This window comes from Paenibacillus sp. SSG-1 (assembly GCF_002224835.1).
In the GTDB taxonomy this organism is placed as follows: Bacteria; Bacillota; Bacilli; order Paenibacillales; family Paenibacillaceae; genus Paenibacillus_AQ; species Paenibacillus_AQ favisporus.
This window is the reverse complement of sequence record NZ_MBRK01000001.1, coordinates 1,555,134-1,580,008: the sequence shown is the minus strand read 5'-3', so window position 1 is coordinate 1,580,008 and position 24,875 is coordinate 1,555,134. Positions and strand designations below refer to the sequence as shown.

25 protein-coding genes are annotated in these 24,875 nt (G+C 54.7%); 7 read left to right on the top strand and 18 right to left on the bottom strand.

The annotated features are described in order from the left end of the window. Positions 1-4 precede the first annotated feature (4 nt). Positions 5-394 carry a DoxX family protein gene (locus BCV73_RS07390; RefSeq protein ID WP_089546606.1) on the bottom strand — a complete coding sequence of 130 codons (390 nt, stop codon included), beginning with the start codon at positions 392-394 and terminating at the stop codon, positions 5-7. A gap of 331 nt (positions 395-725) precedes the next feature. On the opposite strand from BCV73_RS07390, the gene BCV73_RS07385 reads away from it, so the two are divergent. Together BCV73_RS07385 and BCV73_RS07380 are read left to right on the top strand one after the other, a co-directional pair. Continuing rightward, the gene (locus tag BCV73_RS07385; RefSeq protein ID WP_089546605.1) at positions 726-1,016 is read left to right on the top strand and encodes a hypothetical protein; all 291 of its coding nucleotides are present in this window, start codon (positions 726-728) and stop codon (positions 1,014-1,016) included. After that, positions 970-1,257, top strand: coding sequence for a hypothetical protein (locus BCV73_RS07380; RefSeq protein WP_076167850.1), 288 nt, complete (start codon positions 970-972; stop codon positions 1,255-1,257). Before BCV73_RS07385 ends, BCV73_RS07380 begins: the two co-directional genes overlap by 47 nt. Positions 1,258-1,301: 44 nt before the next feature. On the opposite strand, the gene BCV73_RS07375 is transcribed toward BCV73_RS07380, so the two are convergent. Further along, positions 1,302-1,868, bottom strand: coding sequence for a general stress protein (locus BCV73_RS07375; RefSeq protein WP_076169521.1), 567 nt, complete (start codon positions 1,866-1,868; stop codon positions 1,302-1,304). Positions 1,869-1,960: 92 nt separating this feature from the next. Then, on the bottom strand, positions 1,961-4,468 hold the full coding sequence (gene hrpB / locus BCV73_RS07370; RefSeq protein WP_089546604.1) for an ATP-dependent helicase HrpB: 2,508 nt from the start codon (positions 4,466-4,468) through the stop codon (positions 1,961-1,963). Positions 4,469-4,646: 178 nt separating this feature from the next. Here hrpB and gluQRS point away from each other — a divergent pair, with 178 nt between their 5' ends. Continuing rightward, positions 4,647-5,627, top strand: a complete 981-nt coding sequence (gluQRS, locus tag BCV73_RS07365; protein WP_089546603.1) for a tRNA glutamyl-Q(34) synthetase GluQRS — start codon at positions 4,647-4,649, stop codon at positions 5,625-5,627. A gap of 151 nt (positions 5,628-5,778) precedes the next feature. On the opposite strand, the gene BCV73_RS07360 is transcribed toward gluQRS, so the two are convergent. The 10 genes from BCV73_RS07360 to BCV73_RS07315 form a co-directional block, all read right to left on the bottom strand. Beyond that, on the bottom strand, positions 5,779-6,585 hold the full coding sequence (locus BCV73_RS07360; RefSeq protein WP_076167858.1) for an SDR family oxidoreductase: 807 nt from the start codon (positions 6,583-6,585) through the stop codon (positions 5,779-5,781). A 134-nt stretch (positions 6,586-6,719) separates the two neighbouring features. After that, positions 6,720-7,529 carry a hypothetical protein gene (locus BCV73_RS07355; RefSeq protein WP_240913011.1) on the bottom strand — a complete coding sequence of 270 codons (810 nt, stop codon included), beginning with the start codon at positions 7,527-7,529 and terminating at the stop codon, positions 6,720-6,722. Positions 7,530-7,542: 13 nt separating this feature from the next. Beyond that, positions 7,543-8,298 (bottom strand): vWA domain-containing protein, encoded by a 756-nt coding sequence (locus tag BCV73_RS07350; protein WP_076167860.1) that lies wholly within the window; start codon positions 8,296-8,298, stop codon positions 7,543-7,545. A gap of 47 nt (positions 8,299-8,345) precedes the next feature. Further along, a complete protein-coding gene (locus BCV73_RS07345; RefSeq protein WP_089546602.1) occupies positions 8,346-10,487 on the bottom strand; it encodes a hypothetical protein in 2,142 nt (713 codons plus the stop codon). A 120-nt stretch (positions 10,488-10,607) separates the two neighbouring features. Continuing rightward, complete coding sequence (locus BCV73_RS07340) at positions 10,608-10,883, bottom strand: WXG100 family type VII secretion target (RefSeq protein ID WP_076167864.1); 276 nt, start codon at positions 10,881-10,883, stop codon at positions 10,608-10,610. A gap of 83 nt (positions 10,884-10,966) precedes the next feature. Beyond that, on the bottom strand, positions 10,967-11,251 hold the full coding sequence (locus BCV73_RS07335; protein WP_076167866.1) for a DUF4176 domain-containing protein: 285 nt from the start codon (positions 11,249-11,251) through the stop codon (positions 10,967-10,969). A gap of 127 nt (positions 11,252-11,378) precedes the next feature. Continuing rightward, entirely contained in the window at positions 11,379-12,290 is a 912-nt protein-coding gene (locus tag BCV73_RS07330) for a hypothetical protein (RefSeq protein WP_089546601.1), read from the bottom strand. A gap of 150 nt (positions 12,291-12,440) precedes the next feature. After that, positions 12,441-13,268: a hypothetical protein gene (locus BCV73_RS07325; protein WP_089546600.1), complete on the bottom strand. Its 828-nt coding sequence runs from the start codon at positions 13,266-13,268 to the stop codon at positions 12,441-12,443. A 16-nt stretch (positions 13,269-13,284) separates the two neighbouring features. Next, positions 13,285-17,274 carry a type VII secretion protein EssC gene (gene essC / locus BCV73_RS07320; RefSeq protein ID WP_089546599.1) on the bottom strand — a complete coding sequence of 1,330 codons (3,990 nt, stop codon included), beginning with the start codon at positions 17,272-17,274 and terminating at the stop codon, positions 13,285-13,287. 88 nt (positions 17,275-17,362) lie between these two features. Continuing rightward, positions 17,363-17,695: a hypothetical protein gene (locus tag BCV73_RS07315; protein WP_076167874.1), complete on the bottom strand. Its 333-nt coding sequence runs from the start codon at positions 17,693-17,695 to the stop codon at positions 17,363-17,365. Between the two features lie 524 nt (positions 17,696-18,219). On the opposite strand from BCV73_RS07315, the gene BCV73_RS07310 reads away from it, so the two are divergent. Further along, positions 18,220-18,459 carry a hypothetical protein gene (locus BCV73_RS07310; protein WP_076167876.1) on the top strand — a complete coding sequence of 80 codons (240 nt, stop codon included), beginning with the start codon at positions 18,220-18,222 and terminating at the stop codon, positions 18,457-18,459. 21 nt (positions 18,460-18,480) lie between these two features. Here BCV73_RS07310 and BCV73_RS07305 read toward each other — a convergent pair whose 3' ends face one another. The 3 genes from BCV73_RS07305 to BCV73_RS07300 all read right to left on the bottom strand — a co-directional run bounded on the left by BCV73_RS07305 (position 18,481) and on the right by BCV73_RS07300 (position 20,125). Beyond that, complete coding sequence (locus tag BCV73_RS07305) at positions 18,481-19,146, bottom strand: S-layer homology domain-containing protein (RefSeq protein WP_244879218.1); 666 nt, start codon at positions 19,144-19,146, stop codon at positions 18,481-18,483. Between the two features lie 216 nt (positions 19,147-19,362). Beyond that, on the bottom strand, positions 19,363-19,500 hold the full coding sequence (locus BCV73_RS34970; protein WP_163872756.1) for a hypothetical protein: 138 nt from the start codon (positions 19,498-19,500) through the stop codon (positions 19,363-19,365). Positions 19,501-19,597: 97 nt separating this feature from the next. Further along, positions 19,598-20,125 (bottom strand): hypothetical protein, encoded by a 528-nt coding sequence (locus BCV73_RS07300; protein ID WP_076167878.1) that lies wholly within the window; start codon positions 20,123-20,125, stop codon positions 19,598-19,600. 211 nt (positions 20,126-20,336) lie between these two features. On the opposite strand from BCV73_RS07300, the gene BCV73_RS07295 reads away from it, so the two are divergent. Continuing rightward, entirely contained in the window at positions 20,337-20,963 is a 627-nt protein-coding gene (locus BCV73_RS07295; protein ID WP_089546598.1) for an FMN-dependent NADH-azoreductase, read from the top strand. An 89-nt stretch (positions 20,964-21,052) separates the two neighbouring features. On the opposite strand, the gene rsgA is transcribed toward BCV73_RS07295, so the two are convergent. Both rsgA and BCV73_RS07280 read right to left on the bottom strand, forming a co-directional pair. Further along, on the bottom strand, positions 21,053-22,141 hold the full coding sequence (gene rsgA, locus BCV73_RS07290; protein WP_256992765.1) for a ribosome small subunit-dependent GTPase A: 1,089 nt from the start codon (positions 22,139-22,141) through the stop codon (positions 21,053-21,055). A gap of 436 nt (positions 22,142-22,577) precedes the next feature. Then, on the bottom strand, positions 22,578-22,913 hold the full coding sequence (locus BCV73_RS07280) for a DUF2087 domain-containing protein (RefSeq protein ID WP_244867301.1): 336 nt from the start codon (positions 22,911-22,913) through the stop codon (positions 22,578-22,580). Positions 22,914-23,301: 388 nt separating this feature from the next. Here BCV73_RS07280 and BCV73_RS07275 point away from each other — a divergent pair, with 388 nt between their 5' ends. Continuing rightward, positions 23,302-24,291, top strand: coding sequence for a YpdA family putative bacillithiol disulfide reductase (locus BCV73_RS07275; RefSeq protein ID WP_076167886.1), 990 nt, complete (start codon positions 23,302-23,304; stop codon positions 24,289-24,291). A gap of 75 nt (positions 24,292-24,366) precedes the next feature. Further along, the gene (locus BCV73_RS07270) at positions 24,367-24,819 is read left to right on the top strand and encodes a DUF441 domain-containing protein (protein WP_076167888.1); all 453 of its coding nucleotides are present in this window, start codon (positions 24,367-24,369) and stop codon (positions 24,817-24,819) included. Positions 24,820-24,875 lie beyond the last annotated feature (56 nt).

Sequence of the window (24,875 nt, the reverse complement as noted above, 5' to 3'; positions counted from 1 at the left end):
GTCCTTACTGGAACAGGCTGTATGCACCCGGACCGATCAATGCCACGCCGATGACCGCGGCGATCAGGATCAGATTATACTCAAACCCGTTCGAGGTCGCCCAAAATCCGTTTTTGCCATGGACGGTGACGATGGCGCCGATCATCGTTACAGCAATCATGATCGCCGCAAGCGGAGTCCAGATCCCCGCAGCAAACAGCAATCCACCTGCAAATTCAAAGATCCCCGTAATCAGCGCCAGCAAGAAAGCCGGCTTCAAGTTCATCGATGCGAGCCACCCGGCTGTCCCTTTTAAGCCGCCTCCGCCAAACCAGCCGAACAGCTTCTGCGCGCCATGCCCGGCAAACGTAAGTCCAATCACCAAACGAATAATCAACAATCCCCATGCAACCATGTTTAACAGCCTCCATTTTTTAAATTTAATTTTCTTAATATTGAGATAATAGTTTAAAAAAAAGCATCGTCCTCTCCAAACAACCCTCCGCTGTATCTTCTAACAAACTTCCTTCATTCAACCCGCTAATATCGGCATAACCGCTGCATTAGATCAGCCTCATTTCTGTTTGGTAAATATCTTAAAATTAAGATAATTCATAATTCGTTTTTTGTCAACACCTGATTTACAAGTTTCTTTGCGCCTTAGAGTCTATACTAAGTGAACCTATCCGATGCATAGCATCTTAAGATCCAGACAACAATATTCCAAAAAGACAGGGGGTGTAATGATGGACAGCAGCCGTAAGATGGCCGGAAGTCCCACTCCGAACGCCTCCTTGCAAAAACTGATCAGGCATGAGACGCTGGGCATCATCAAGTCCGAGACCTTGGCGCAGCTCGTTTCCGACTCCGCTCTCATCGATCTGCTGAAAATCAGCGCCCAAATGCGCAAATCGGTGCTCGAACAACTTCACGACGTTTTTTACGGGCAATCCCAAGCGATTTCATCCTCATTCCAAGCAGGTGACGACCATGAATCCCCTCCTGGAGAGCCTGACCGGCCTAAAGGCGCTCAATGACCAATATATTGCAGCCGACCTGATGCAGGATACACAAGTCCGGATTTCTCTACTTGCCCAGTGCCTGTTGGAAAATCCGCCGCTTATTCAGGACAGTATAGCCAACGAGCTGCAAACGGCTATTGAATTTTTGCAGCGGCTTACGGAGTACTGCGTCCGTAAAGCCTGGATTCTGCCGGACGCTTCGGCACAGTGGGAGCAGGACCTGAAGTGGGCTTATAAGGCCGTTAAAATGGTCTGAACGTAAAAAAACGGCCCCCTGAAGGAGCCGTCTTTTTTATGCCATTACGGGCGAAGGTGATCGTTATCGGTCAAGGAAGCGGTATCGTCGGTCACGAGTCCGAGATCCCTATTATAGCGCTCGGCATTCAGCGAACGGTTTCGGTTGAATACATCGTAGATGTCACGGTCGCGGCCTCTGGCATCGACGATAACCAAAATTTTACCCTTATCCACATAAGTTTCATACTCTTTGGCCTCGTCCTCCGGAATACCAAGGCCGATCAAGCCGCCGACGAGTCCGCCGGCACCGGCACCTACTGCAGCACCGGCCAGCGTCGCGGCAATCGGGCCTGCCGCAAGAATCGGCCCGATTCCCGGGATGGCCAGTGCGCCGATCCCCGCCAGCAGCCCGGCCACGCCGCCAAGCATACCGCCCGTGGCTGCACCGGCGGCCACGCCTTCCGGCGCCTTCGTACCGGTATCTTCCGTAATCGTCTGCAAATCTTCCCGGTCCCTCGTTACGACGGAAATATCCTCAGGCGGGAAACCGAAATCCTGCAGTTCGGTGATCGCCCGGGACGCTTCCTGCTCACTCTCAAAAACACCAACAATTTTTTTGCCATGATCCATCATGTTCACCCTCCATTCATTGTTGTTATGCCTTCTATTACCCCTGCCCAGAGGTTTGCAAACAACAATGAACCGATTGTGAGACCATAACATTATTGGGGCCTGGTTCTCCTTGTCGGTACGGCCTCGAGCGGGTCGTCCGGCCAGTAATGCTTGGGATAGCGGCCCTTGAGATCCTTTTTGACGTCAAAATACCCCTGCTTCCAAAAGCTGGCCAGGTCCGAAGTCACCTGCACCGGCCGCTGAGCCGGGGACAGCAGGTGCAGGGTTAGTGGCGTCTTCCCTTTGCCGATGCGCGGCGTTTCATGCCATCCGAACATTTCCTGAAGCTTCACGGCAAGCACCGGCTTGGCCGGGTCGCTGTAGTCCACCGGGATTCGCGAACCGCTCGGTACGGTGATGTGCGTCGGCGCCTCCTCATCCAGCTGCTTCCGCTGCTCCCACGTCAGGCTCTGTTCAAGGACGGCGGACATATGCAGCCGCTGCAGATCGCTCTTTTTCTTCATCCCGTGCAGGTATGGCTGAAGCCACTCCCGCAGGGTCCCGGAGAGGGTCTCTCCGGAAAAATCCGGCCAGTCGGCATGCATCAGATGCATGAATTGCAGACGCTGCCGAAGCTGTGTTGACGACTTGTTCCACGGCAGGATATCCAGACCCTCGACGGCAATGCCGTCCAGGAGCGCTTCGGTCACGGCCTCTGACGGCGGCGCGGGGTCCGGCGATTCACGGAGGATGACTGCTCCCAGTCTCGTCACCTGCCTTGCTTTGACCCCCTGGATTTGCCGGTCCCAGGCGATCGCTCCTTCCCGGATGATGCCGTCCTGATGAAGAGCGAACAGCTCCGCCTCCGGAAGAGGTGCGGCCAGAAGCACCCGGGCCTCCGCCCCTTTGACGTCATCCACGCTGGCTGCCACAATATACGGCGCACGGCTCAGCAGTTGAACCTGCCCGATCTCTACACCCCTTCCCGAAGTCAGCAGAAACCTGCCGTTACCCCGGTTCTGTCCGATCCGGTCGGGATAGGCCAAGGAGAGCAGCGGACCCGCGTATTCTTCGTTGATCACCGCATCGGCATCCAGATCCATTGAAGCGCGGATACCGCGGATTTCCTGCTCAATACGGCGGATTCGCCCTTCGTCCGCAAGGCCGGACAGCGTACCCCGGCCGCCGCGCATCCACGCAGCTACGGCTTCGGCCCGCTTTCGGATATCGACGTCCCGGTCCATACTTTGTCCCTGGAACAGGTCCCGTTCCTGCAAAAGGGCTGCCAATATGGCCGCCAGCAACCCATGTCCCTGCGCGGCACCCAGCAGCACCATCCGCGACAGACGGGGATGCATCCCGGCTGCGGACATCTTTTTCCCCAGTCCGGTGATCCCGCCTCCGCTATCAAGAGCTCCCAGGCGCTTCAACAGCTCTACCGCCTGCCCATACGCCGCTGCGGGCGGCGGATCAAGCCACTGCAGGCTGAGCGGGTCTTTCACCCCCCAGGCTGCAAGCTCAAGCGCCAACGGGGCGAGATCGGTCAGCAGAATCTCCGGCGTACTCCGCTCTGGGAGAAAGTCCTGCTCTTCCCGGCTCCACAGCCGGTAGGCGATCCCCCGCATCGTGCGCCCGGCGCGGCCTCTCCGCTGATCCGCCGATGCCTTGGACACCTTGACCGTCGTGAGTCCGGACATGCCGGTCCGCGGAGAAAACATCTGCGTCCGCATCAGCCCGGCGTCGACCACGATCGTGACCCCTTGGATCGTCAAACTCGTTTCCGCGATCGAGGTGCTGAGGATGATCTTGCGGCGCCCCTGCCTGTCCGGAGCTACGGCTTCATCCTGCTCCTGCTGCGGGAGCTGGCCGTGCAGCGGACGGATCACACAGCCCGCGGGCAGCCCCCTCTGCTCGAGTTCCCTGCGAACCTGGCCGATCTCCCTTGCGCCGGGAAGGAACACGAGCATGTCCCCGTCATGGACGGACAAGGCCCTCGAAACGACCGCAGCCACGGCCTGATGAAGCGGGGTTCCCGCCGCCGGCGGGGCATAGACAGTCTCGACGGGATACTGCCTGCCTGCGCAGTGAACGACCGGCGCTCCGCCCAGCAGCGCGGCTACCGGCTCCGCTTCCAGCGTGGCCGACATGATCAGCAGGCGCAGGTCCTCCCGCAGGACCGACTGGGATTCCAGCGCAAGCGCCAGCCCCAGGTCGCCATGAATGTTTCGCTCATGGAACTCGTCAAAGATGATCATGCCGACACCGCCAAGCTCCGGATCGCGCTGCAGCATGCGCGTCAATATTCCTTCCGTCACGACTTCGATCCGTGTGGACGCGCTGGTCTTGCTGTCCATCCGGACCCGGTAGCCGACGGTCTGGCCGACCTTCTCCCCCAGCTGCGAGGCCATATAGGCAGCAGCCGACCGGGCCGCAAGCCTGCGCGGCTCCAGCATGACGATTTTTTGGCCGTCCAGCCAGCTTTCATGGAGGAAGGCGAGCGGGGTTTGGGTCGTTTTGCCTGCTCCCGGCTCGGCAATAAGCAGCGCCGACGTGCGGCGGTTCAATATTTCTTTCAGCTCCGGCATGACCTGAAGTACCGGCAGCTCCAATTCTGTCATAATTCCACCCGTTTTCTCTTTATGTAAGGTAAGGATCGGGCCCAGACGATCACCCGACTAACGCTGTATCCCTCTATTATAAAGCCTGCATGCGCTGGATATCTATTCAGGTTTGCTATAAAATGTATCCATTCGGATTGACCGACCTGACTGATGATTGGGAAAAGGAGACAGCATCATGAACCCAACCAACCCGAAGCTGCGCGGACGGTTTGCCCCGACCCCCTCCGGGGAAATGCATATCGGCAATGCCTGGACAGCCCTGCTGGCCTGGCTGCAAATCCGCTCCGGGCACGGAAGCTTCATCCTCCGCATGGAGGACATCGACAAGCCCCGGTCCAAGCCGCATTTGGCCCGGCAGATCCTGGACGATCTGCGCTGGCTTGGCATCGACTGGGACGAGGGCCCCGACGTAGGCGGTCCCTATGCTCCCTATACGCAAAGCGAACGGCTTCAGCAATACGAGGATGCCTTAGGCAAGCTGCAGAAGCAGGGCGCCTTGTACACCTGCTTCTGCAGCCGGGCCGATCTCCTGTCCGCGGCCAGCGCACCGCACGGACTCGCCGCGGAAGGGCCGGCCTATCCCGGCACCTGCCGGAATCTCAGCCCGGAAGAGAGGGAGGCCAAGGCCAAGCTGAAGCAGCCGTCCATCCGGTACCGGGTCGGGGAGGAGCCGGTGGCGTTCATCGACGGCGTCAGCGGACGGCACAGCTTTGATCCGGCAGCCACCGGCGACTTTATCGTTAAGCGGGCGGACGGCATGTTTTCCTACCAGCTGGCCGTCGTCGTGGACGACGCCATGATGCAGGTCACGCACGTTCTGCGGGGCGCCGACCTGCTGGATTCAACGCCGCGGCAGATCCAGCTCTACCAGGCGCTGGGCTGGGAGATTCCTGCCTTTGCCCACGTTCCCCTGTTTATGGGAACGGATGGCAAACGCCTGGCGAAGCGGCACGGGAACACGAGCCTGACGGCGCTTCGGGAGCAGGGGGTATCCCCGGCCAAGCTCACCGGCTGGCTGGCCTGGATCGGCGGACTCGTGCCCACCCCGGGCCCGGCCGCTCCCCAGGAGCTGATCGGCCGGTTTGATTTGAGCCTCATTCCAGCCGAGCCGATCGTCATTACGGAAGACCTCCTTGCCCGATTGTACGAAAGTTAAAGGGATGCCTGTCCTGTTAAGCAATGCTCCCCGCGGCCGCAGCGCCCGCTTGCTTTCGCTTTCGCACAGATCGCACGATACGGGCGCAACAAAAACGGCAGCTCAATGGCATTCACCGCTTGAGCTGCCGTTTTATATATCCGAAAAGCTGTTAAACCAACAGCGATTCCGCACCGTCGATAATGATTTGCGCCCCCGTAATATGCTTGGACTCGTCTGAAGCCAGGAAGGCCACCAGATCCGCCACGTCTTCCGGCTGACCCGGCCCGTCGGCGAGCGGTTGGCTTCCTTCCGGAAACTTGACCGGGATGACGATTTCCTTCAGCTCTTCCGTTTTCTCCGTGCTTTGATCGATGTTGGTCGAGATCGCACCGGGGCAAATAACGTTGACGCGGATTTTGAACTTGGCCAGCTCCAGCGCCGCCATTTTGGCGAATGCGACCTGCCCGGCTTTGGACGTGCTGTAAGCCGACATGCCGAAGTTGGAAAAGGTGCGGTTACCGTTAATCGAGCTGGTGATAATGACGCTTCCGCCATTTTTTTTCAGATGCGGAATCGCGTATTTTACCGTCAAAAACGTACCGTTCAGATTGACGCTCAGCGTCTGCTGCCAGTCTTCCAGCTGCATTTCCTCAATCGGGGCCAGCACGCCGTTGATGCCAGCGTTCGCGAACACCACATCCACGGAGCCGAACAGCTCGGCGGTTTCCAGCACCGCCTTCTCCACGCGTGCCGCATCCGAAGTATCTACGTCAAAAGCGCGGGCCGCTCCTTCGCGGATCGCGTTGATTTCCGCTTCCGTCTTGGAAGTCCGTTCATTAATCAGATCAAATAAGGCCACGTTAGCGCCTTCCTGCGCCAGTTTGATCGCTGCCGCTTTCCCGATGCCGGAGCCTGCGCCGGTAACAATCGCCGTTTTCCCTTCGAATCGCTGTCTGTTGTATTGCTGCTGACTCATCGCTATCTCTCCTTTTTCATCCTCATCAAATATAGTTATCTGTCTCAAGATTACCCATAAAGGAGGTCAGCTTAATCATCGCGCAGCAAACAAATTTTATACCCGCAAAGGGTCAACCGGCAGCAAGCCGTTCATTACGACCACTGCAATTCAAGAAAAGCGGCATCATCCTGAAGCCCTTCGGTGTGGGGCGCATCGAGCAAAATCTGGATCAGCTCGTCCGGCAGCACCTGATGGATCGGGTCCAGATCGGCGAGCCCGTCGGTATAAAGCTGCAGGCGCATCGGCATGCCGTAATCCAGACGGGTTTGGTACACATGCGGTTTGCCGCCGACCGGACCGGTTAGCGTGGACCACCGCTCATTGGTCCGAAAGGTGTCATCAAAGTGCTCGCTGACTTCCAGACCGTCCTTCCAAAAGCGCAGCCGCGAGTCTCCCTGCCACGCCATCCACAGTCTCCCCTGCTTCTTTCTGCTTATAGGCAGTTCAATCCGCCCGCAAATATACATGGATTGGCTGCCCATACGCTGCTTGTCCTCCAGCACCTCCCGCAGTAAGGAGGGGACCCCGCCCGGTGGAGCTAGCCGCCGAAGCTGCGCCGAAGCCGATTCGGTGATGGACGTCATGAAATCCGTAAATCCGGCCGAAGACCAGTCCCGCGTATGGTCCAGCCAATCCAGCAGCGTGTTGCCGAGAAAACGGGCGGCAAAATCACCTTGATAGCTCATACTGACGCCGTCACACAGCACAAAGTTGCACACGTCACCGTACGTCTGCACACCGACGAAATCCTGTCCGTTCTCTCCCTGCAGCAGCGTCTCCATCGCCCGTCCGTAAGCGTACCTGCACAGTACCCGTCCCGAATGAGAGGCGAGCGGCTGCTCCTGGGCCTGGGAGCTGATAAACGTAAACATGTCACCGGTTGCTGCCGAGTTTATTTTCACAGGCGGATCCCTCCTAAGCTCTTACCGGCGTGGCCGCCGACATTTGAAAACCGATGGATACCAGCTCCGCACAACTTCCCGGAAGCATCATCAGCGCCCCCGGGGCAAGCAGATAATCGGCTTCGACCAGCATGTCCCGATAGCTCTCCGGAAGCGGAGATGACATGTTTCTCAGCTTCACCGCATGCTCATCGTGAAGGAGGGTATCCGGCAGGATGCCTCTCCAGCGGCGCGGCTGGGCAATCGGCTGATCGAGCATGTGATCGGAAATGAAGATGTTCTCCACAAGCACGTTTCCGTCAGGCACGCTCATGCTCATGATGCGCCTTGCGATCGGCTCGGGATCCTCTCCGGTCGTCACCCCGTCCGTCATGTGGCAGACGAGTGGAGCTGGACAGTCCTGCATGCGCGGCAGCTCGGCCTGCAATATTTTCTCTGCCTGCTGAAAAGCTTTGGCCGAATCCGAAAACCGCTTCGGGGTCAAGTCCGGCAGGGAACCGACCGCTGCAATTTCGTCGATCCCTTTGATCCCGTTCAGCAGATCGTATACGTCGTCACTGTAAGCCAGGATGGCAATCCGGTACCGGGGCGTCAGCCGGTTCCCTTTCGTGGACCGGTACACCATTTGGCGGATTGCAAGCGACAGTGCTTCGTACACCACGTCGATGCGCCGTTTGCCGTCCATGAGCATATTCATGGATGCGCTGATGTCGATCAGATAGATGATCAGCGCCGGAGTCCGCTGGGAAGCCTGGATCGTATAGTTCATCAGTAAACAACTCCCCTTTGTAAATAATCCTTGGTCATTTTCTATGTCTAAACGTCAGGCAGCGAGTAAGAGCCATTGGACAGGAATTTGTAGATAGCCGACGCCCGGGTTCCCACCTTGCCGACGGACTTGAAATACGCCGCATCCTGTTCATACAGGCGGGCGAAATCCTTGGCATAGGAGCGCGCCCGTTCAATGTTGCCGCCCCGCTGGGCGTTAAAGGCCTGATTATAGTAAGCGATTAGCTGGACGACCTGGCCGGAGCGCTTCTGCTTCAGCTGCTGCGCCTTCGCCTCGGCTGCTTTACGGGCCGCTTCCGCTTCCGCCCTCGCCTTCGCTTCCTTCTGCTGCTGATAAGCAAGATAGGCTTCGTACTGAGCCTGCTTCTGGTACATTTCCTGCAGCTTTTTCCGCTCGGCAGCCTTTTTCTTTGCTTTTTCCTTCTGCTGCTGCAAATAGGCGTCATATTTCGCTTGGACCGCGTACTGATCCTGCAGTTTCTTGCGCTCTTCGGCTTTGCGCGCCTCCTCAAGCTTTTTCTGCTCGGCCTCGGCCAGCAGGCGCTGTGCTTCCGCCTGTTTCCGGGCTTCTTCCTGTTTTCGGGCTTCTTCCTCTTTCCGCGCGGCTTCCTGCTTCTGCAGCTCGGCCTGCCGGTCCGCTTCCTCCTGCTTTTGATCCGTTTGCGCTGTATCCGGGACCGCAGGAGCTTTCTCTCCGCCTGGCTTCGTGCCGGCTCCCGCCTCCATGTGCTTCCCTGGCGAATGGTCGGCAACGATTTGGTTAACGGCAAACGCCGTCCCGGCGAGAAGCAGGATAACAACCACCGCCGAAGTCAGCCATTTACGCGACTGGTAAAAAGGGACCTTGGCTTGTTTACGATCGGGGCCTGGCGGATTCAGCTCGGATTCCAGTCCGCGTATCGCAGCTTCCAGCTCGATCTCCATCGGTGAGCCATCGCTGACAAAATGGTGGGCGGATTTGTACACCTCCAGAGCACCGCTTAGATTTCCACTCGATTCGAGCTCTCTGGCCTGGTGAAACAGCCTGTTGACGACATCCTGATCACCGGACGCGGCTTCATCCCCCTTCGTCAGGGCAGCCGCCCGCTCAGCGGCCGCTGCCACGAATCTTCTCGCAGTGGGCGCCGCCGGCGGCCGCAAAGCTGGGGAGGAAGCGGAAACCAACGGCTCCGGAGACTGCGCCGGTTGAACCGCATCCTGTTTCTCCGTAACGCTTTCATCCGCATTTTCGCTGTTCTCCGTCATCGTCGACAGCAGCACCAGCCACTCGCCGAACGTCGGGCAGCTGCTCAAATCCTGGCTTTCCCAGGCCCGCGCAAACAGCTCCGCCGTCTTCGCTCCCCAGTTCCGTTCCAGGGAATTTTTCAGAATAAAGTACCGCTCGCACGGATTTTGCAGTTCAGGCTGATCAAAATAACTTTCCCCCCAGGCCTTCTCCACGACTTGGGGATCGCACCAACCCAGCATTTCCGCAATGATGACCGCACCGGCGAACCGGTCGGCATAACCGCTCCACAACCCGCTTTGCACCGTCCGGTGCGCGGCATACCCCGGTGAACCCGCCAGCAGCACATCAGGCCTGTCCAGCTTCGGGCTGTACATCTGCTCAATGTCCACCAGTTCGACCACGCTTCGCGGTTCCGGCAATTCCACTTCAGAAAAAAACGGAAGCATGACATTGGGTGCCGACAAATCGCAGTGCGCCAAGCCGCGCTGCTCCATCCCCGATCCGATGGCCGCCAGCCCTTTGGCCAGCGCGAGGCTCTCCCCGCGAAGCAGCCGGCGCTGGTCGGTCATAATATCGAACCAGGTATGCCCGTATATCCAGGGCATGAGCACCGCATACAGCAGGTCCGGATGCTCGGCAATCAGGCTTTCGTTTCTTTCGGGAGTGAGCACGTCTCGTCTGCAGACCTGCAAGCCCGGACTTTCGCTGTACATTTCCATCATTTCGGACTGGTACACCATCGCAGGAATACGATACTTCGGAAAAAACACTTTTAATGCTTTGGCTTCATGAAGCTGCCCGCTGGCAGGAATCAGCTGATAGACGATTCCCTGCCTTCCTGCCTGCGCATAAGCTAACCCGGGAGCGGCAGGATGCTGGCCAACGCGGTACAGCACCCCGTTAATAACCATCTCATCTCCCGCATTCGGTTGAAAAGACATGGACACCCCCCTTTCACTTAAACTTTGTGGACTGCAAGAAAACCGGGAGTAAATACACCCGGTTGATGATTCCTACGATCTCATTCTACTGTAAACGAACCGTAACTTGAATGGCTAAAATTATCTCGTTTCATCGATAGAGCGGAATTTCTGGGCAATGGCCCCAAGCTCATGGCTGATGCTGTTCAGAATCTGGACGAATGACTGCATCTGTCTGCCGGCTTCTTGAAACTCCTGGAAAAACCGCTGCTTCGTCAGGCCTTCCCATTGCCCCTCCATCCCCTGGATCGCTTGGGACAAGCTCGCTACGAGCTGCTGGCTCTGCTCTCCGCTCTGCTTAAATTGATTGGCGACCGCCTCCACCTGTTCCGGTGAAATCAAAATACGTCCTGACATGATGGTCCCTCCCCTTTTATCGGTTTCCTATGCTTTCCTCGGGTATCTTAAACTCTGGCTGCACATCACAAATGCCACTTGGCTTAGCTTGTCGCGGATACCTCCGAGAGTATTTTTTGAAACTTTTCCTCTTCGCTGTTAAAAAAGCCTTTGAATTCAATACTGTCGATATCTTCATGATTAAACAAAAATGTATAATTCGGATCAATATATCCTTCCGGGTATACGACCCCCAAATAATCATACATCTGATTGTTTTCCTGATGAATCTGCTTACGTCCATAAATCATCAGCTTCTTCTGTGCTCCTCTGAGAAGAACCACAGATCCGAGCGGAAGTAAAGCTTGTGAAGGAGTCCCATTATCCATCGCTTGTCCGTCCTCTCATTTAAGTATGTATTCTTCATGGGTAAGCAGCCGGTCATCACGATCCGGTGATAGAATCAGATGCAGATAGAAATCACTGGGTACTTCACGTCTACTGCTGGATCCGGTTTCAGGCAAAACGCATGCCCAGCGATTTCAGCTTATCCTTCACCTGGTCCGCCAGTTTGCTCGCCCCATGGGTAACCGCCTTGACGGAGTCGGACACCAAGTCCATCCCGCCTGAGGCATGCGTTCTCAGCGTTTTACCGGCGACTTCGATGTCGGTTACAGCCGAAATGACGAGACTCGAGGCCAGACCGACAAATGCCCCCACAGCAGTGCCGGCTGCCGGAACGACGGATCCGACCGCAGCCCCGATGGCCGTACTTCCAGCTATCGCACCCAGACCTATACCGTTATTGATCATGAGATGGCCGGGGGCCCTGTCCTCTTCCCCGCTCGCCTGCTGCAGCTCACGCTTTGTTCCGGTTCCCGGAGGGCCTTCATTTCCCGAATGGCCGCCCGGTCCTTGTCCCAGGGTTCGAATTTTGCCCGCTGCCTTGGGGTCGATGAACCTCCAGGCTGTAGGATTGTTAGCGGCCCGCTCCAGCAAAAACTTGGCACTCCCGGCGTGCTCATTTTTGTTTAAACCCAAGCGCGCGTCTTTAGCAGCAGGAAGTACAACTCCAGCCATCAAAGTCGCTAACCCAGCCGCCGCTCCGGCGGCAGCCGTCCCGTGGCTGTTCCAACCCGAGTAACTGCCCCCCGCTTCGGCATGGACGGCCTGAACAGCGGATAACGGATTGGAAGCCGTCCCGTCTGTCAGCCCATATCCAGGCAGAATCGGTTCTCTCCCGGAGACGGCCGCCGACTGGAACATGAGTGCGGGGCTTGAGTACATCAAGGTATCGTTCAGAATGGAATGATGCTGCTCGTCTGCGGTTTGAAATTCGGATGCCTTGGATTCGATCCATTTGCCGATATCCTTCAGCATGGCATAGATCTGTTCTCCCTGCCGGTGTGCGGACTGCCATTCGTCCATTACGGATTGCGGGAAAGCCGCTTCTCCCCTAAAGTTCCCAAGTGCCTGATTCAAGGCGAGCGTCATTTCCCGAATTTGTTCACTGCCTCTATCTAACTGACGGCTTAAAGACCGGAGTGACTCCGGTTCAACAGAAATACGCACGGACTCTCACCTTCCATTTAATTCTGCAGGCTGCTTCAGCCACTGAAGCAGCATTTCCTCAAATTGCTCCCTGCTCGCCGGAATGGCCGTCAGCCAGTCCTGATCCCCTTTGATGCTCATACGTACGAGCCAGTTCATCGTGTCATTTACCATAAACGCTGCATTTTGCGACTCCCAGCCGCTGCCGGTCCAAGTCGACAATTGCAGCTCACCTTCACCCGTGCGGTATTTCATGCATTTGGCAAGCGCGATAGAACCTTCCACATCGTTTGTTGCCTTTACCAGCTGGTCGCCGAGCTCTTCGAACGGAATTTCCGAGGTATGGCTGAAGAGATGGGCAAACTTCTTTTTAGAGAGAAGCAAAGCCGGCGCTTCCATCGGCGCGAAGTTTTTCAAGTCCATTTCCTCCACCAGCGTGCGGCAGGCCTCCTCGACGGTCCCGAGCTCATCCAGTTTGTACTGGCAGTCCTCTGCGGATTTGCATACTTGTACGACACGCTCGTTGGTCACATGAAGATAGCCTTCGAACGTTTCGTCGTTTTGAACATATTTAAGCCAGCAGGACCGCTGCGCCAAGCCGGCAATCGCCACTCTGGAAAAGATTTTGGGCGGCATAGACAATTCTATGCCGTTCTCTTCCTCAATGAGGTAACCCTTTTCCAGCAACGAGGCTTTCACAATATCCCATTCTTCCGAGATCTCTTCGGCCAGATATCCTTGAAATGGGTCTTCCACGCCGAGAAGCCGGTCCGAACCGAGAATCCCGGCAAGAAAAAAGAATTCTTTATTATCAAGTGTAATGGTGTCCTGTCTGGAAGCATGAATCGTCAACATTATGAGCCACCTCCCCTCAAACGACAACATGCCATCGGTCGCGAATTTCGGCAACCCAGCGATGGCTGTTCCAATAGTCATCAAACGGAATTGCGGCCTTAACCCTGAAATATTTCCGTTTAATATAGTACCCTTGTCCCGGCGGAAGGATTTTCAAGCTCCCCTGGGTATGACTCGCTTCCGAAAACGGAATACGAAAGAACGATAAATCGTTAGGGTCTAAAGTCCCGAACAAAAATCCGCTTTGGCAGGATTTAATATCGTTAAACCAGTCTGCTCCGAACGTCGGTAAATCAGCGGGCACGCCTGAAACGATCACATGCACATTTCGGTCGCGACCCTGGCGGACGATCGCCGTCAGCTGCTCTTTCACTGTAAAATCCTGGAGCTGTTTCGCCAACAGGTCCGCATCATCGATCACAAGCACGGCAGCCGGCGCTTCCTGGCCTGGACTCCGGGCTTGGACCTGTTCATACAGCCGCTGAATCAGCGGTCCAAGCTCTTCCTCGCGGCTGGCGCTAGCCTGAATATGCGGAAGTTCCGCCAATTGGCTCAGCCCGCGGTTCCCATAACGGGTATCGATGGTATACATCTGCAGCATTTCCGGCGGATAGCGGTGTGCGAGGGACAGCATCCAGCTCAGCAGGAAGGAGGTTTTTCCCCCTTCCATTGGGCTTGCTACGATAAAGTGCGGACCTTCCTGCAGGTCGACCCCGAAAGGGTCCAGGTCATCGGTTGCCAGCCCGAGCGGCACCTTGAGGCTGCCGCCGTTCAATAGATCCCGGTCGTAACCGGCTGCCGGCGGGAGCAGCTCCCTGAGCGTGACACGGTCAGGCAGCTTCCCGATCTCCGGAGCCTGCTGCTCGGGGTACAGGGAGCGGATCAGCTGGATCCGGTTTCGGAGCGCTTCCGTACGCTGTACCTCATCTTTTCCAACGGCCGGCAAAGCCGCCTGAAATTCCAGCGGCGGCTGGTACCCCTTCACCAAACCTCTTCCCGGCGGCAGACTGCCCGGTAAACGTCCCGGTCTGCCGACAGCATAATAATAATCGGCGGAGTCGGCCAGCTCGAAGGTCAAAGCGTTCGTCAGACTGCTCCGCACTTTCTCGAATATATCAGAAATCCGGTTGGCCGTAACGACAAATGTCATGCCTAGAGCCGCTCCTTCACGAAGAAGAAACTCCAGCGTTTCGTTTTCCTCAGGGTAGATGTTGCGGAAGTTCAAATAGCCGTCAATGACGATGACCAGTTGAGGCAGCAAACCAGGACGGAACGGTCTGTAAGCGGCTGCCGTCTTTACGCCTGCTTCGGCGAACAATTCTTTCCTATGGGCTGCCGTCTTCATCAGAAACCGGAAGAGCCTCTTGATCCGGTCCTCCTCTTCGGCCGTCATGACCGCCCCGATGTGGGGAAGCCCCGCAAAATCGCGCATGACCCGGCCCATGTCCACAACGTAACCGTTCCAATCCGCCGGCGAGTACAATGTTGCCAGCGACATCAGAAGGGACTGGACAACGGTCGATTTGCCGAGGCCCGGCATCCCGTACACAGCCCAATGTCCTTGCTGCATCGGGATGGTCAGAAGCCTCTGGCTTTGGTTCGGCAGATCGTCCATCAGGCCGGCTATGCCGGTGATGTCATCAATTTTGTCCGCATCCGTCCCTTGCATGACGGCGTCCAGCTCCAAATGCTCCGGAAGCGGCGGAAGCCACGGGCCCTGCAGGCGGATAATTCCCTCTTCTTCCGCAGTCCGGGTGAGCTGATCTATAAATACCTGCAGCTGTCGCTTCGGCTGCTGCATCAGCATTTCGGCCGCGTTCATGCCTCCGGACAACAGGCATTCCCGCTTGCCATTAAGCCCGACTTCGCTTACCGCCCGTTTCTCAAGGGAGGCCTCAGGGTCCAAATAAGGCGCCCCGCTCCATGCAAACTGCATTTCCTCGAACACTTCGTCACTGCCTACCTGAAGGTAGCCCCTGCCCGGTTTGGTGATCCAGGCGGCATTGGGAATTTTCAGCATATCCCGGCTGTCACTTTCATCCTGAACGCGGAGGCAGATGCGGAACCTCGCATTGCTCCATATTTTCTCGTCAACGACTCCCGCCGGCTTCTGGGTGGCCAGAATCAGGTGAACGCCCAGCGTGCGGCCGATTGCCGCTATGCTGATCAATTCATCCATAAACTCGGGCTGGTCCCGCTTCAGCTCGGCGAATTCATCTATAATAATGACCAGATGCGGTAGGGGTTGTCCCTGCCGCTGTCTAAGCAGCTTATAATATTCATCGATATGCTGCAGATTGCCCGATTCGTTAAGTATTTTCTGGCGTCTGACCAGCTCGGCCTTCAGCGAGACCTTGGCTCTTTCGATCAGGCTGCTGTTCAAATTCGTGATCGTTCCGACAACATGCGGAAGATGATTAAACGTGTTGGACATGCCGCCGCCCTTATAGTCGATCAGCATGAAAGCCAGGTCATGCGGGTGGTATTCCGAAGCCAGGGAAGCGACGATCGATTGAATCACTTCGCTTTTGCCGGATCCCGTCGTGCCTGCGATCAGGCCGTGAGGGCCGTGACCGTTCCGTTCGATCTTATCGTGAATGTTGAGCATGACTTTTTTGCCTCCGGCCCGGACGCCGATCGGAACGGGAAAGCTCTCCGGATAACGGTTGTGCCTCCACCTGCTGCGTACATCCCACGCCCGGATGTCTTCCAGGCCAAGCATGTCGAACAAGGACAGCAGGGATGGAATCTCCGAAGCCGACGAACGCTTAAGCCGGATCGGGGCCATATAGCGGGCGAGCGCGTCCGCCTTTTCCAGCGTAATCGTATCGGCTTCAAAGCTTTGCAATTCAAAAGAACCGTCTTCCCGTTTCAGCGAATACTGGCCGCTCCCCTGGGACATATCAACGATCAGCTGGCACTGCATCGGCAGCTTCTCCTTGCGGTCCGATATAATGATCGTGCAGGCATCGACGTCGGCAGCGTCCTCCAGCAGCAGCGGCAGGAGCGGTTCTTCTTCGATCAGCCCGCCCCCCGCCAGAACGACAACGTAGGCCGGCAGCTGGGCTGCGGTCTTCCGGCTGGAAAAAGCACGGGACGTCTTGCGCCTTACCAGCCGCTGAAACAATTCATCCGCCAGCTGGTGGGCGCTGCTGCGGCGATCCGCCATATAACGCGATGATCTGTCCTCATCCCAAACATGGGGCAGCCATCTCATCCAATCCCAGTCTCCGGCATCCTTTTCCTCATAAAACGCCGCCAGTTTCACCTCATCCGGCGAATGCCGTACGGCCAGCTGGACGGCGACCACCCGAAGCGCGTTCATGACGGACTCGCGATCGCCGACGATCCCGACGACTTTAGCCTGAAACAGCGGCAATACGATAGAGGATCCCGGCACAGTCTGAAACTCTTCTTCGAGCGACTGCGCCGCTTCGAGAAGCGGATCCTTGACGTAGCCTTCGGGCTTCGGCGCCTTTACCTTTGTATGAAACGGCAGGCTGCCGGTACCAATCCGCGTATGCAGAAAGTCGTCATCTTCCGGTGAACGTTCCCACAAGGAACTGTTCCGGTTTTTTACGATATGAAAGCAGACATCGGGGTCTCCATGGATATCGTACAGCACGTCCACTTGTTCCTTCTGCCCTGCGGCAAGCTCCTTCCTGAGCTTGTCCAGTTCCGCATAATACATGCTGATGCGTTCGTTCAGCTGTTCTTTATATTTCCTTTTGTTTCCCAGATAAGCGATGAAAGGGATCGTATATGATGTAAGCATCATAACAACAGAAACCATTTGAAACATGACATACGTGTTGTTCGCTATATTCCCTGTAAGGTTCATGTAGATAAACAAACCGATGCTGAAGATGGTCATCACTGCCGGGAGGATGATCGAAACCAAAGAAAATGATGGTTTACTCGGCTCGCCCGGCGGCCTCAGGATGTCCAGCCGCTGTTCCTTGATCGTCGGTTTGATTCTGGGCGAACGTTGATATAACACATTCATAATGCGTCAACCCCTCTTTTGGCATCCAAAATCCTTCAGGTTACCCATGCAATAAGTACTAGTGTTCAGGAATCCAAAAAAAACATTTTTAACTTTCCATTACCCGATTCCATTCATATTGAAACAAATTTCTTCTGCCGAAGCTCGGCGCCTCTTCCGTCGTGGTCGAAAAGGCCCGCTGGATTCGGACCATACAGCCTTCCCTAAGTCCTGCTTCAGCTACATCCTGGGCATCCTTTACCGGGAACCAGAGCCCCTCGGGAAATTTGCCTTCTAATATATATTGCGAGCCTTCAGGCGGAGCCTCCCCATAGATTCGAACGCCCAGCATGTCCTTTAGGTGGGCCGCCGGGCAGTCATCCGGCACTTCGACATCAAACCAGTCTCTTTCCTGGCCGCTGATCATCACGGTTAGAATCAAAGGTGTCCACTCCTTCTTGCCATAGTAGAAATAGCTTATTTATTGTAGTTGAAGTAACATTCAGCAGACCCAAGCGAAAATATGAAAACTTTGTAACCTTATGATAATGTAACATCAGTGCATAATCCTGTCAATTTGTGACATTTTAACTAGTTTAATTCTCGGTGTTCCATAGTTTTATAGTTCTTATGTACTATTTCTAGATGGATTTATCTGTATGTAACTGATTTTATATCCATTTTTAAGGAGATACTGGTCCTATTTTATCACTCCGAAAATAATACCTGATACCCAGTTTCACAGGCAGATGCAAGAAAGGCAAGTTCCCTCTTAAAAGATTTATAGCCTTAGGCGTATTTTTAGGGCCGCAGGTTTTGAAAACACACAAAAAATCGGAAGCCTCTAATTATATTCACTTCCGAAAAATTGTGTGCAATTTAACTATTTATAAGTTTTCTTTAAGGTTTTTTTAATATTTGGCAGGTAGAATACAGGTATGGAATAACACGAATGAGGTGATTTCTATGAGAATACTAATTAACTTCCAAAACAAAGTAGTTCCCGTATACTTTACAACCGACTGCAAACAACCTGTTTCGAAAATAATGAAGCTGCTGAGTGGCACCTTGGAAAATAAAATTCAAAACGGAAAAAGAGCACTTCAGAAATGCTTGAATTCGCTGATCAGCATTGAAATTGAAGGTTCCGAAGCCATTCTTCACAGCAAGAGCGAAAATGACACCCTAGCACTGTCCCTCTATTAAGAGGGATGGTGTTTTTTTATATTAAGGCTGGGACTTCACCTGCTGATGGGACTCCACAAAAGCAACCGCCTCGTAGATCATGGCTGCCGCCTCGGCACGGGTTATCGTTGTCTTCGGATGGATGTTTCCCTCGGGATCCAAAGCCGCAACCTTATACACCAGGGCCCGCTCGATCGTCCCCTGATAAGCTCCGGTAATGCTCGCCTCGTCTTTAATTTGAATGTATATTTTCGGCAAAGGATATGCCCCGGTGCGCTCGATGCCCTGAACCAGATAGTGAATAAACTCTTCACGGGTCAGCGTCCGGCCGGGTTCGATGCTAGTCGGGATATCCAGTTCATTATAATGGGCGACGATAAAAGGCTGCGCGTACCAGGCGTCATTGGCGACGCGGGTGAACACGTCTTTTGCCTCCGGCTTCTTAATAAATGCGATGCCATCCAGATTCAGCTTCAGCGACTTGACGATCATCGTCACACCTTGCGACGCGGTCAGACCGGCTTGCGGCTGGAATTCGTCGCCAGTCATCCCCTGTACCAATCCACGGGCATGAAGGCTCTCAATTTTTTCTTTCTCCTGGACTCCGGTTAAATCCTTAAAGGAATCGTCCGCGTAGGTTTGCGACGGTGAAGCGGCCAGGCCGATCAGCGCCGCGATCACAACGGCTCCCTGCAGCAATTTGTTCACGATGCATCCACTCCATGCGTAATATTTTCCAATCTGATCTGTTTGACGGCTTGGTGGATAGAAAGGTTGCATAGACGGGTAAAAGGGCACAAAATAACCCCACAACGTGGGGCTCCTTCATTAAAGGTATTTCGGCATTTTCGGGGGACCTTGCAAAAGGATAAAGATCGATATCGTAAACCAGTATTCCGTGAAGGCTCCCCTGATCGTCATGAACTAGTGTCTGCCCATATGGAAACCGGTTGCTCTTTCTGCTTTCTGGATGCGGATTTTGAACAGCTGCACTAGATTGGCGCGCGTATGTTCTTCTTGGCAGGAGTCCAATTTTTTTAAAATAAAGCGGTCAATGGACATGCCCATCCTCTCCTTGTCATTGAATTTTCCTTATAAACCCAGGAAGTTTCTTCCTGTTTTGAATATATACCCAGCCGTTTCCGCATTTAATCAGCGCCTAGCGGCGCAGGTGATGCTCGGCTTCCCTCATCAGCAGCATCATTAGAACATTTATGACAAAAGACGCCACAATCAGCACGAGCCCGAGAATGAGCGCCGCAGCAGGCAGCAGGGCAGCGATGAGCAGGACGACGAACATCGCGGGCACGAGCAGCAAATACCACCGCCAGCGCTGGAGAGCCATGCTTTGAAACTGATACAGACCTCTCCTTCCAGCCAAAGCGCCGATTCCCTGACAAATATGAAACACCATGTACAAATTCAGAAGGAGGATGACCAGGCCCAGCGGAATTCCGATCGCAGCGGAAGCCCGGGGCAAGACCGACAAAACAAGGGCAAGAGCGGACACACCAAGCAGGACAGCCGCCGTGTTCCCGGCTTTGCGAAAATGCTCGGAGCGCCGGTTCAGCTTGGCCAGCCCGACATAGAACAGCAGATAGCCGATCACGTCGGGTAAAATGTCAAAACCGTTGATTTGGAAATCAAACAAAAACAAAAATCCCCAAAACAGATGATAAAAGCCCATCCTTCCCCCACCTCCCTGTTCCTTACTATTATATATTGGAATGACTAGTCCCATTATAACCAGGAAAGAAAGCGCTTTTACATAAAAATATTTTCGTCATCATTCGACATCTGTTTCTGCTCAAAAAAATATTTTTTTGACTTTTTAAACATTTTGATCTACTATATTTATCATAGTTAGTGACTATTTTATACTTAAAGGAGTTTACATCATGTCTACTGTACTTTTTATCAAAGCAAATAACCGTCCCATTGACCAGGCGATCAGCGTGAAGCTGTATCATGCTTTCAAGGATTCCTACACGGCAGCTCATCCGGAGGACGAAATCGTGGAGCTGGACCTGTTCGCCGAGCAGCCGCGCTATTACGACCATACGACGATTACCGGCCTGTATAACACCGCTAACGGCATCGAAACGACACCGGAGGAACGTGAAGCGGCAGCGATCGCCGACCGCTACCTCGATCAGTTCCTAGCCGCCGACAAAATCGTCTTCGGCTTCCCGCTGTGGAACATGACCGTTCCGGCTGTGCTTCATTCGTACCTGGACTACCTGAACCGTGCAGGCAAAACCTTTAAATATACGCCGGAAGGCCCTGTAGGTCTGGCTGGCGACAAGAAGGTCGCTATCCTCAATGCGAGAGGCGGTATCTATTCCGAAGGCCCTGCCGCTGCCAGCGAAATGGCCGTCAACTTCGTTTCGCGCAGCATGGGCCTGTTCGGGGTCAAAGATGTAACGACCATTATCGTTGAAGGCCATAACCAACTTCCGGATCAGGCTGCCGCATTGGTTGAAGCCGGTGTAGCCAAAGCTGCCGAAGCCGCCAAGAACTTCTAATCCTGCTTATAAAATGATTTGCACTGAAGCTGGACAACGATCTCCAGCCCAAAAAACCACGATGGTATCCATCGTGGTTTTTTGCTGACTTATTCATCCATCAACTGCTTCGTCCAATAGGATGAGGATTTGCGCGGGGCCCCACTTTTGGATCCCCGCCCCTTCGGATCAGCCTTGCGCCTGCTTCGTGCTTCTTTTACCGCTTGAAACTTCAGCTCCCGCTGCGTCTTGTGGTAATTGGACAGCCGCCGCTCCTCCAGTACGCCTGCTTCCACCGCTTCCCGGACGGCGCATCCCGCCTCGCCTTCATGCTTGCAGTCCGCAAAGCGGCACCGGCCGCCGATCTCCTCGATGTCGGAAAACGCTTGGGCCAGGCCTCCTTCGTCTTCGAACAGCCGCAGTTCCCGCATGCCGGGCGTATCGGCCATGATGCCCCCTTGGGGCAGCAGGAACAGCTGGCGGTGCGTCGTCGTATGGCGCCCGCGGCTGTCATCTTCGCGGATCCCTTGAGTCTTCTGCACGCCGGCCTCGGACAACCAGTTGACGATGGTCGATTTCCCGCAGCCGGACGAGCCGGTCAGCGCCACGGTGATCCCTTCGCCCAAGTAAGCGGAGACGATGTCCCGTCCCATATCTTCCAGCGCGCTGATGGCGTGAACCGGCACCCCCGGCGCCGCCCCTTCCATCTCAGCGACCTTCAGCTCCGCGTCCGGGCATAGATCGGCCTTGCTGAGCAGTATAACCGGGGTCACGCCGCTGTTCCAGGCCATGATCAAATACCTTTCCATGCGCCTGACGTTAAAATCGTCATTGAGCGAGCTGACCAGGAACAGCGTATCGACGTTGGAGGCGATGACCTGCTCATTCACGGTGGCGACTCCTGCGGCCTGCCTAGAGATACAGGTTTTACGTTCCAAGACGCTGTGAATGATCACCCGCTCCTCCTGCTCCAGCACCTGAATTTCCACCCAGTCGCCCACAGCCGGCAGCTCACTCCGGTCCTGATGCTCATGCTTCAGCTTACCCGATACTTCTCCCCATACTTCCCCGGCTGAGGTCCAGACCCGGTACATTTGACCGAAGTCGCTGACGATGCGGCCGGGAACGTGCTGTTTGCGATCTCGCTGCAGCCATTTCTGCTGCCAATCCGTATTCCATCCATAATGCTCTAAATTCAAGTAAAAATCCCTCCAATTTGTGAATGAATGACAAAAAGCCCCCGAAGCTTTGGCTCCGGGGGCATGACTTCTGAATCAATCAGAGAGCATTTCCCTTTGATGCGCAAACCGAAACGTCCGGAAAAAGGCATACCAAATCTGTGATGCCATACCGAAACGTTACCGAGCGCAAAAAAGCCGCGGCAACCCATGTAGGTCTCCGCGGCTTATTCGGCAAACATGAAACCATGCCTGCTGATGAAATGCCGTATGATCAGACGTGAGTCCTCAAATCTGATCGATTATCCAGCCGTCAAAGGAGACCATATATAAAATGTTAAAGGGGTCCAGTTCCATACAATGCTCTTCATCATTTTATATCGTCTCCTTTCCTGTCATTTGCTGCCATCATATACGGAATGCTTGTTTCATGTCAAGCCTTAATTTCCGGACGGGATCAAACCTGCTCCCACTTCGTCCATTGGTCCCGGGGGTTCATTTCATAAATGTCGTTATCCCGAGACATGTACCGGTGAATGATAAACTCGCGACGGATCGTTGCGTAATCATCATGAAACTGCTGTATAAACGCGTTGATTTCTTTCTCAGTGTAACGGCGCCCCGGCTCAAGCTTCTCCACCAGATGCTGCATGGCGATCAATTTCTTCTTGTACTGGGCTGGAATTTGCGCCAGCCTCCCGTCCGCCGCAAAAAAGTTTCTCAACACCGCCGCCTTCATGGCCTCGTTCACCGGATCGGAGGTTCCCTTCTGCATTTCGTCTGCTTTACTCATATACATGTCATCTCCCTTCATTGCTCATTCGATGTTCGGCCGGACCTCCTTTGATAAATCCCGTGAAAGGTTGGGTAAAATATACCGAGCGCTTTCCGGAAGGAACCGGGCTGCAAATGATCTCCTCCTATCTAGCCGGATAGCCCGCCGAAATACCGAAATTATAATTTTAATAAACATCTAATTTAATATGTATCTAATATTATGTCGCTCAAACGAATTTGTCAACGGCACATGTAAAAAACACTATCTTTGCAGCATGTTCACGTAAAAAGATCAGCCATGTGCCGCCTTTTGCGGATCTCTATTGGCTGTCCATGGTGGTTTTTACCGAAAATTTGCGATACGATTAAACGTGAGTGGTTTATAGACAGAGGAGGAGAAATTCATGCAAGACGTCATTATTATCGGAGCCGGTCCATGCGGACTATCGGCCGCCATCGAATGCGGACGCCGCGGACTATCGACACATATTATTGAAAAGCACTGCTTGGTCCACTCCATTTACCTGTATCCGACCCACATGCAGTTTTTCAGTACGGCGGAGCTGCTGGAGATCGGTGATGTGCCGTTCCCTTCCCCGAACGAGAAGCCTTTTCGGTACGAGGCCCTGTCCTACTACCGCAAGGTAGCGGATCATTATGACTTGTCCATCTCCCAGTACGAAGAAGCGCTGTCCGTGGAGCGGCAGCCGGATCATTCCTTTGTGGTACATACCGTTGACCGCAGCGGACAAAAACATCAATATGAAGCCAGAAACGTCGTGATTTCCACCGGTTATTTCGACCACCCGAATTATATTGGCATACCGGGGGAAGATCTGGATAAAGTTACGCATTACTTCCGTGAAGCCCATCCCTATACCGGGATGAACGTGGCGATCATCGGCGGCAGCAACTCGGCGGTTGACGCAGCCATGGAACTGATTCGCGTTGGGGCGAACATCCATATGGTCTACCGGGGCGAGGAGGTTTCCGAGAACATCAAGCCGTGGGTGCGCCCGGTGTTTGAAGCGATGGTGAAAAAGGGAAAAATAGAGGTCCACGTGCAATCCAAGGTCACCGAAATTCGGGAGTCGTCCATCACTATCCAGGATAAAGACGGGCATACGACCGAAATCGATAACGATTTTGTGCTTGCCTTAACCGGATTCCGGCCGGACCGGAAGCTGCTTGCTTCCTGCGGCGTCGAGCTGGACGGGGATATGGAGAAGCCGCTGTTTAACCCGGAAACGATGGAGAGCAATGTGCCCGGACTCTACGTGGCAGGCGTCATCGCGTCCGGCCGCAATGCGAACGAGGTCTTTATTGAAACCGGCCGAAAGCACGGCGGGCTGATTGCCGAGCATATCGCCGCTGTTCGGGCTTCTCATCAATAACAATTTTCACAGCAGACAGTCCGCGTCGTCATATACATCAAAAAAAGGCGTACTTTCGGCTGCCAATGAAAGGAGATGTTCCGTACGGATTTTACATCACTGATCCTGCTGATTCTCGCTGCCCTCGGCATAATCAGCAGCAACACGACCATTACCGTGGCGATGACCATCCTGCTGCTGTTGCGGGTGCTGCATTTACAGCAGGCGTTTCCCTGGCTGGAGAAGTACGGGCTGACACTGGGCATCATTATCCTGACCATCGGCGTCATGACTCCGGTGGCCAGCGGAAAAATGAGCCTGCAAATGCTCGGAAGCTCCTTTCTGAACTGGAAGTCCCTGCTGGCGATCGCCATCGGGATGCTGGTCGCTTATCTTGGCGGCCGCGGTGCCTCCCTGATGTCGGCCAATCCGACCATCGTCGCCGGCCTGCTCGTCGGAACGGTACTTGGCGTCGCCTTGTTCAAGGGTGTTCCGGTAGGGCCTTTGATTGCGGCCGGGCTGCTGTCCCTGCTGATCGGCAAAAGTTAAAAAAGAGGCGCCCGCTATGGACGCCTCTTCCGAATGTTAAGAGACCCGGTCTTTTG

Excerpts from the sequence above, each read along its gene's own strand:
- BCV73_RS07390 (WP_089546606.1), bottom strand. The coding sequence starts at position 394 with ATGGTTGCATGGGGATTGTTGATTATTCGTTTGGTGATTGGACTTACG.
- BCV73_RS07385 (WP_089546605.1), top strand. The coding sequence starts at position 726 with ATGGACAGCAGCCGTAAGATGGCCGGAAGTCCCACTCCGAACGCCTCC.
- BCV73_RS07380 (WP_076167850.1), top strand. The coding sequence starts at position 970 with ATGAATCCCCTCCTGGAGAGCCTGACCGGCCTAAAGGCGCTCAATGAC.
- BCV73_RS07375 (WP_076169521.1), bottom strand. The coding sequence starts at position 1,868 with ATGGATCATGGCAAAAAAATTGTTGGTGTTTTTGAGAGTGAGCAGGAA.
- hrpB (WP_089546604.1), bottom strand. The coding sequence starts at position 4,468 with ATGACAGAATTGGAGCTGCCGGTACTTCAGGTCATGCCGGAGCTGAAA.
- gluQRS (WP_089546603.1), top strand. The coding sequence starts at position 4,647 with ATGAACCCAACCAACCCGAAGCTGCGCGGACGGTTTGCCCCGACCCCC.
- BCV73_RS07360 (WP_076167858.1), bottom strand. The coding sequence starts at position 6,585 with ATGAGTCAGCAGCAATACAACAGACAGCGATTCGAAGGGAAAACGGCG.
- BCV73_RS07350 (WP_076167860.1), bottom strand. The coding sequence starts at position 8,298 with ATGAACTATACGATCCAGGCTTCCCAGCGGACTCCGGCGCTGATCATC.
- BCV73_RS07345 (WP_089546602.1), bottom strand. The coding sequence starts at position 10,487 with ATGTCTTTTCAACCGAATGCGGGAGATGAGATGGTTATTAACGGGGTG.
- BCV73_RS07340 (WP_076167864.1), bottom strand. The coding sequence starts at position 10,883 with ATGTCAGGACGTATTTTGATTTCACCGGAACAGGTGGAGGCGGTCGCC.
- BCV73_RS07335 (WP_076167866.1), bottom strand. The coding sequence starts at position 11,251 with ATGGATAATGGGACTCCTTCACAAGCTTTACTTCCGCTCGGATCTGTG.
- BCV73_RS07330 (WP_089546601.1), bottom strand. The coding sequence starts at position 12,290 with ATGGACGAATGGCAGTCCGCACACCGGCAGGGAGAACAGATCTATGCC.
- BCV73_RS07325 (WP_089546600.1), bottom strand. The coding sequence starts at position 13,268 with ATGTTGACGATTCATGCTTCCAGACAGGACACCATTACACTTGATAAT.
- essC (WP_089546599.1), bottom strand. The coding sequence starts at position 17,274 with ATGAATGTGTTATATCAACGTTCGCCCAGAATCAAACCGACGATCAAG.
- BCV73_RS07310 (WP_076167876.1), top strand. The coding sequence starts at position 18,220 with ATGAGAATACTAATTAACTTCCAAAACAAAGTAGTTCCCGTATACTTT.
- BCV73_RS34970 (WP_163872756.1), bottom strand. The coding sequence starts at position 19,500 with ATGTCCATTGACCGCTTTATTTTAAAAAAATTGGACTCCTGCCAAGAA.
- BCV73_RS07300 (WP_076167878.1), bottom strand. The coding sequence starts at position 20,125 with ATGGGCTTTTATCATCTGTTTTGGGGATTTTTGTTTTTGTTTGATTTC.
- BCV73_RS07295 (WP_089546598.1), top strand. The coding sequence starts at position 20,337 with ATGTCTACTGTACTTTTTATCAAAGCAAATAACCGTCCCATTGACCAG.
- BCV73_RS07280 (WP_244867301.1), bottom strand. The coding sequence starts at position 22,913 with ATGAGTAAAGCAGACGAAATGCAGAAGGGAACCTCCGATCCGGTGAAC.
- BCV73_RS07275 (WP_076167886.1), top strand. The coding sequence starts at position 23,302 with ATGCAAGACGTCATTATTATCGGAGCCGGTCCATGCGGACTATCGGCC.
- BCV73_RS07270 (WP_076167888.1), top strand. The coding sequence starts at position 24,367 with ATGTTCCGTACGGATTTTACATCACTGATCCTGCTGATTCTCGCTGCC.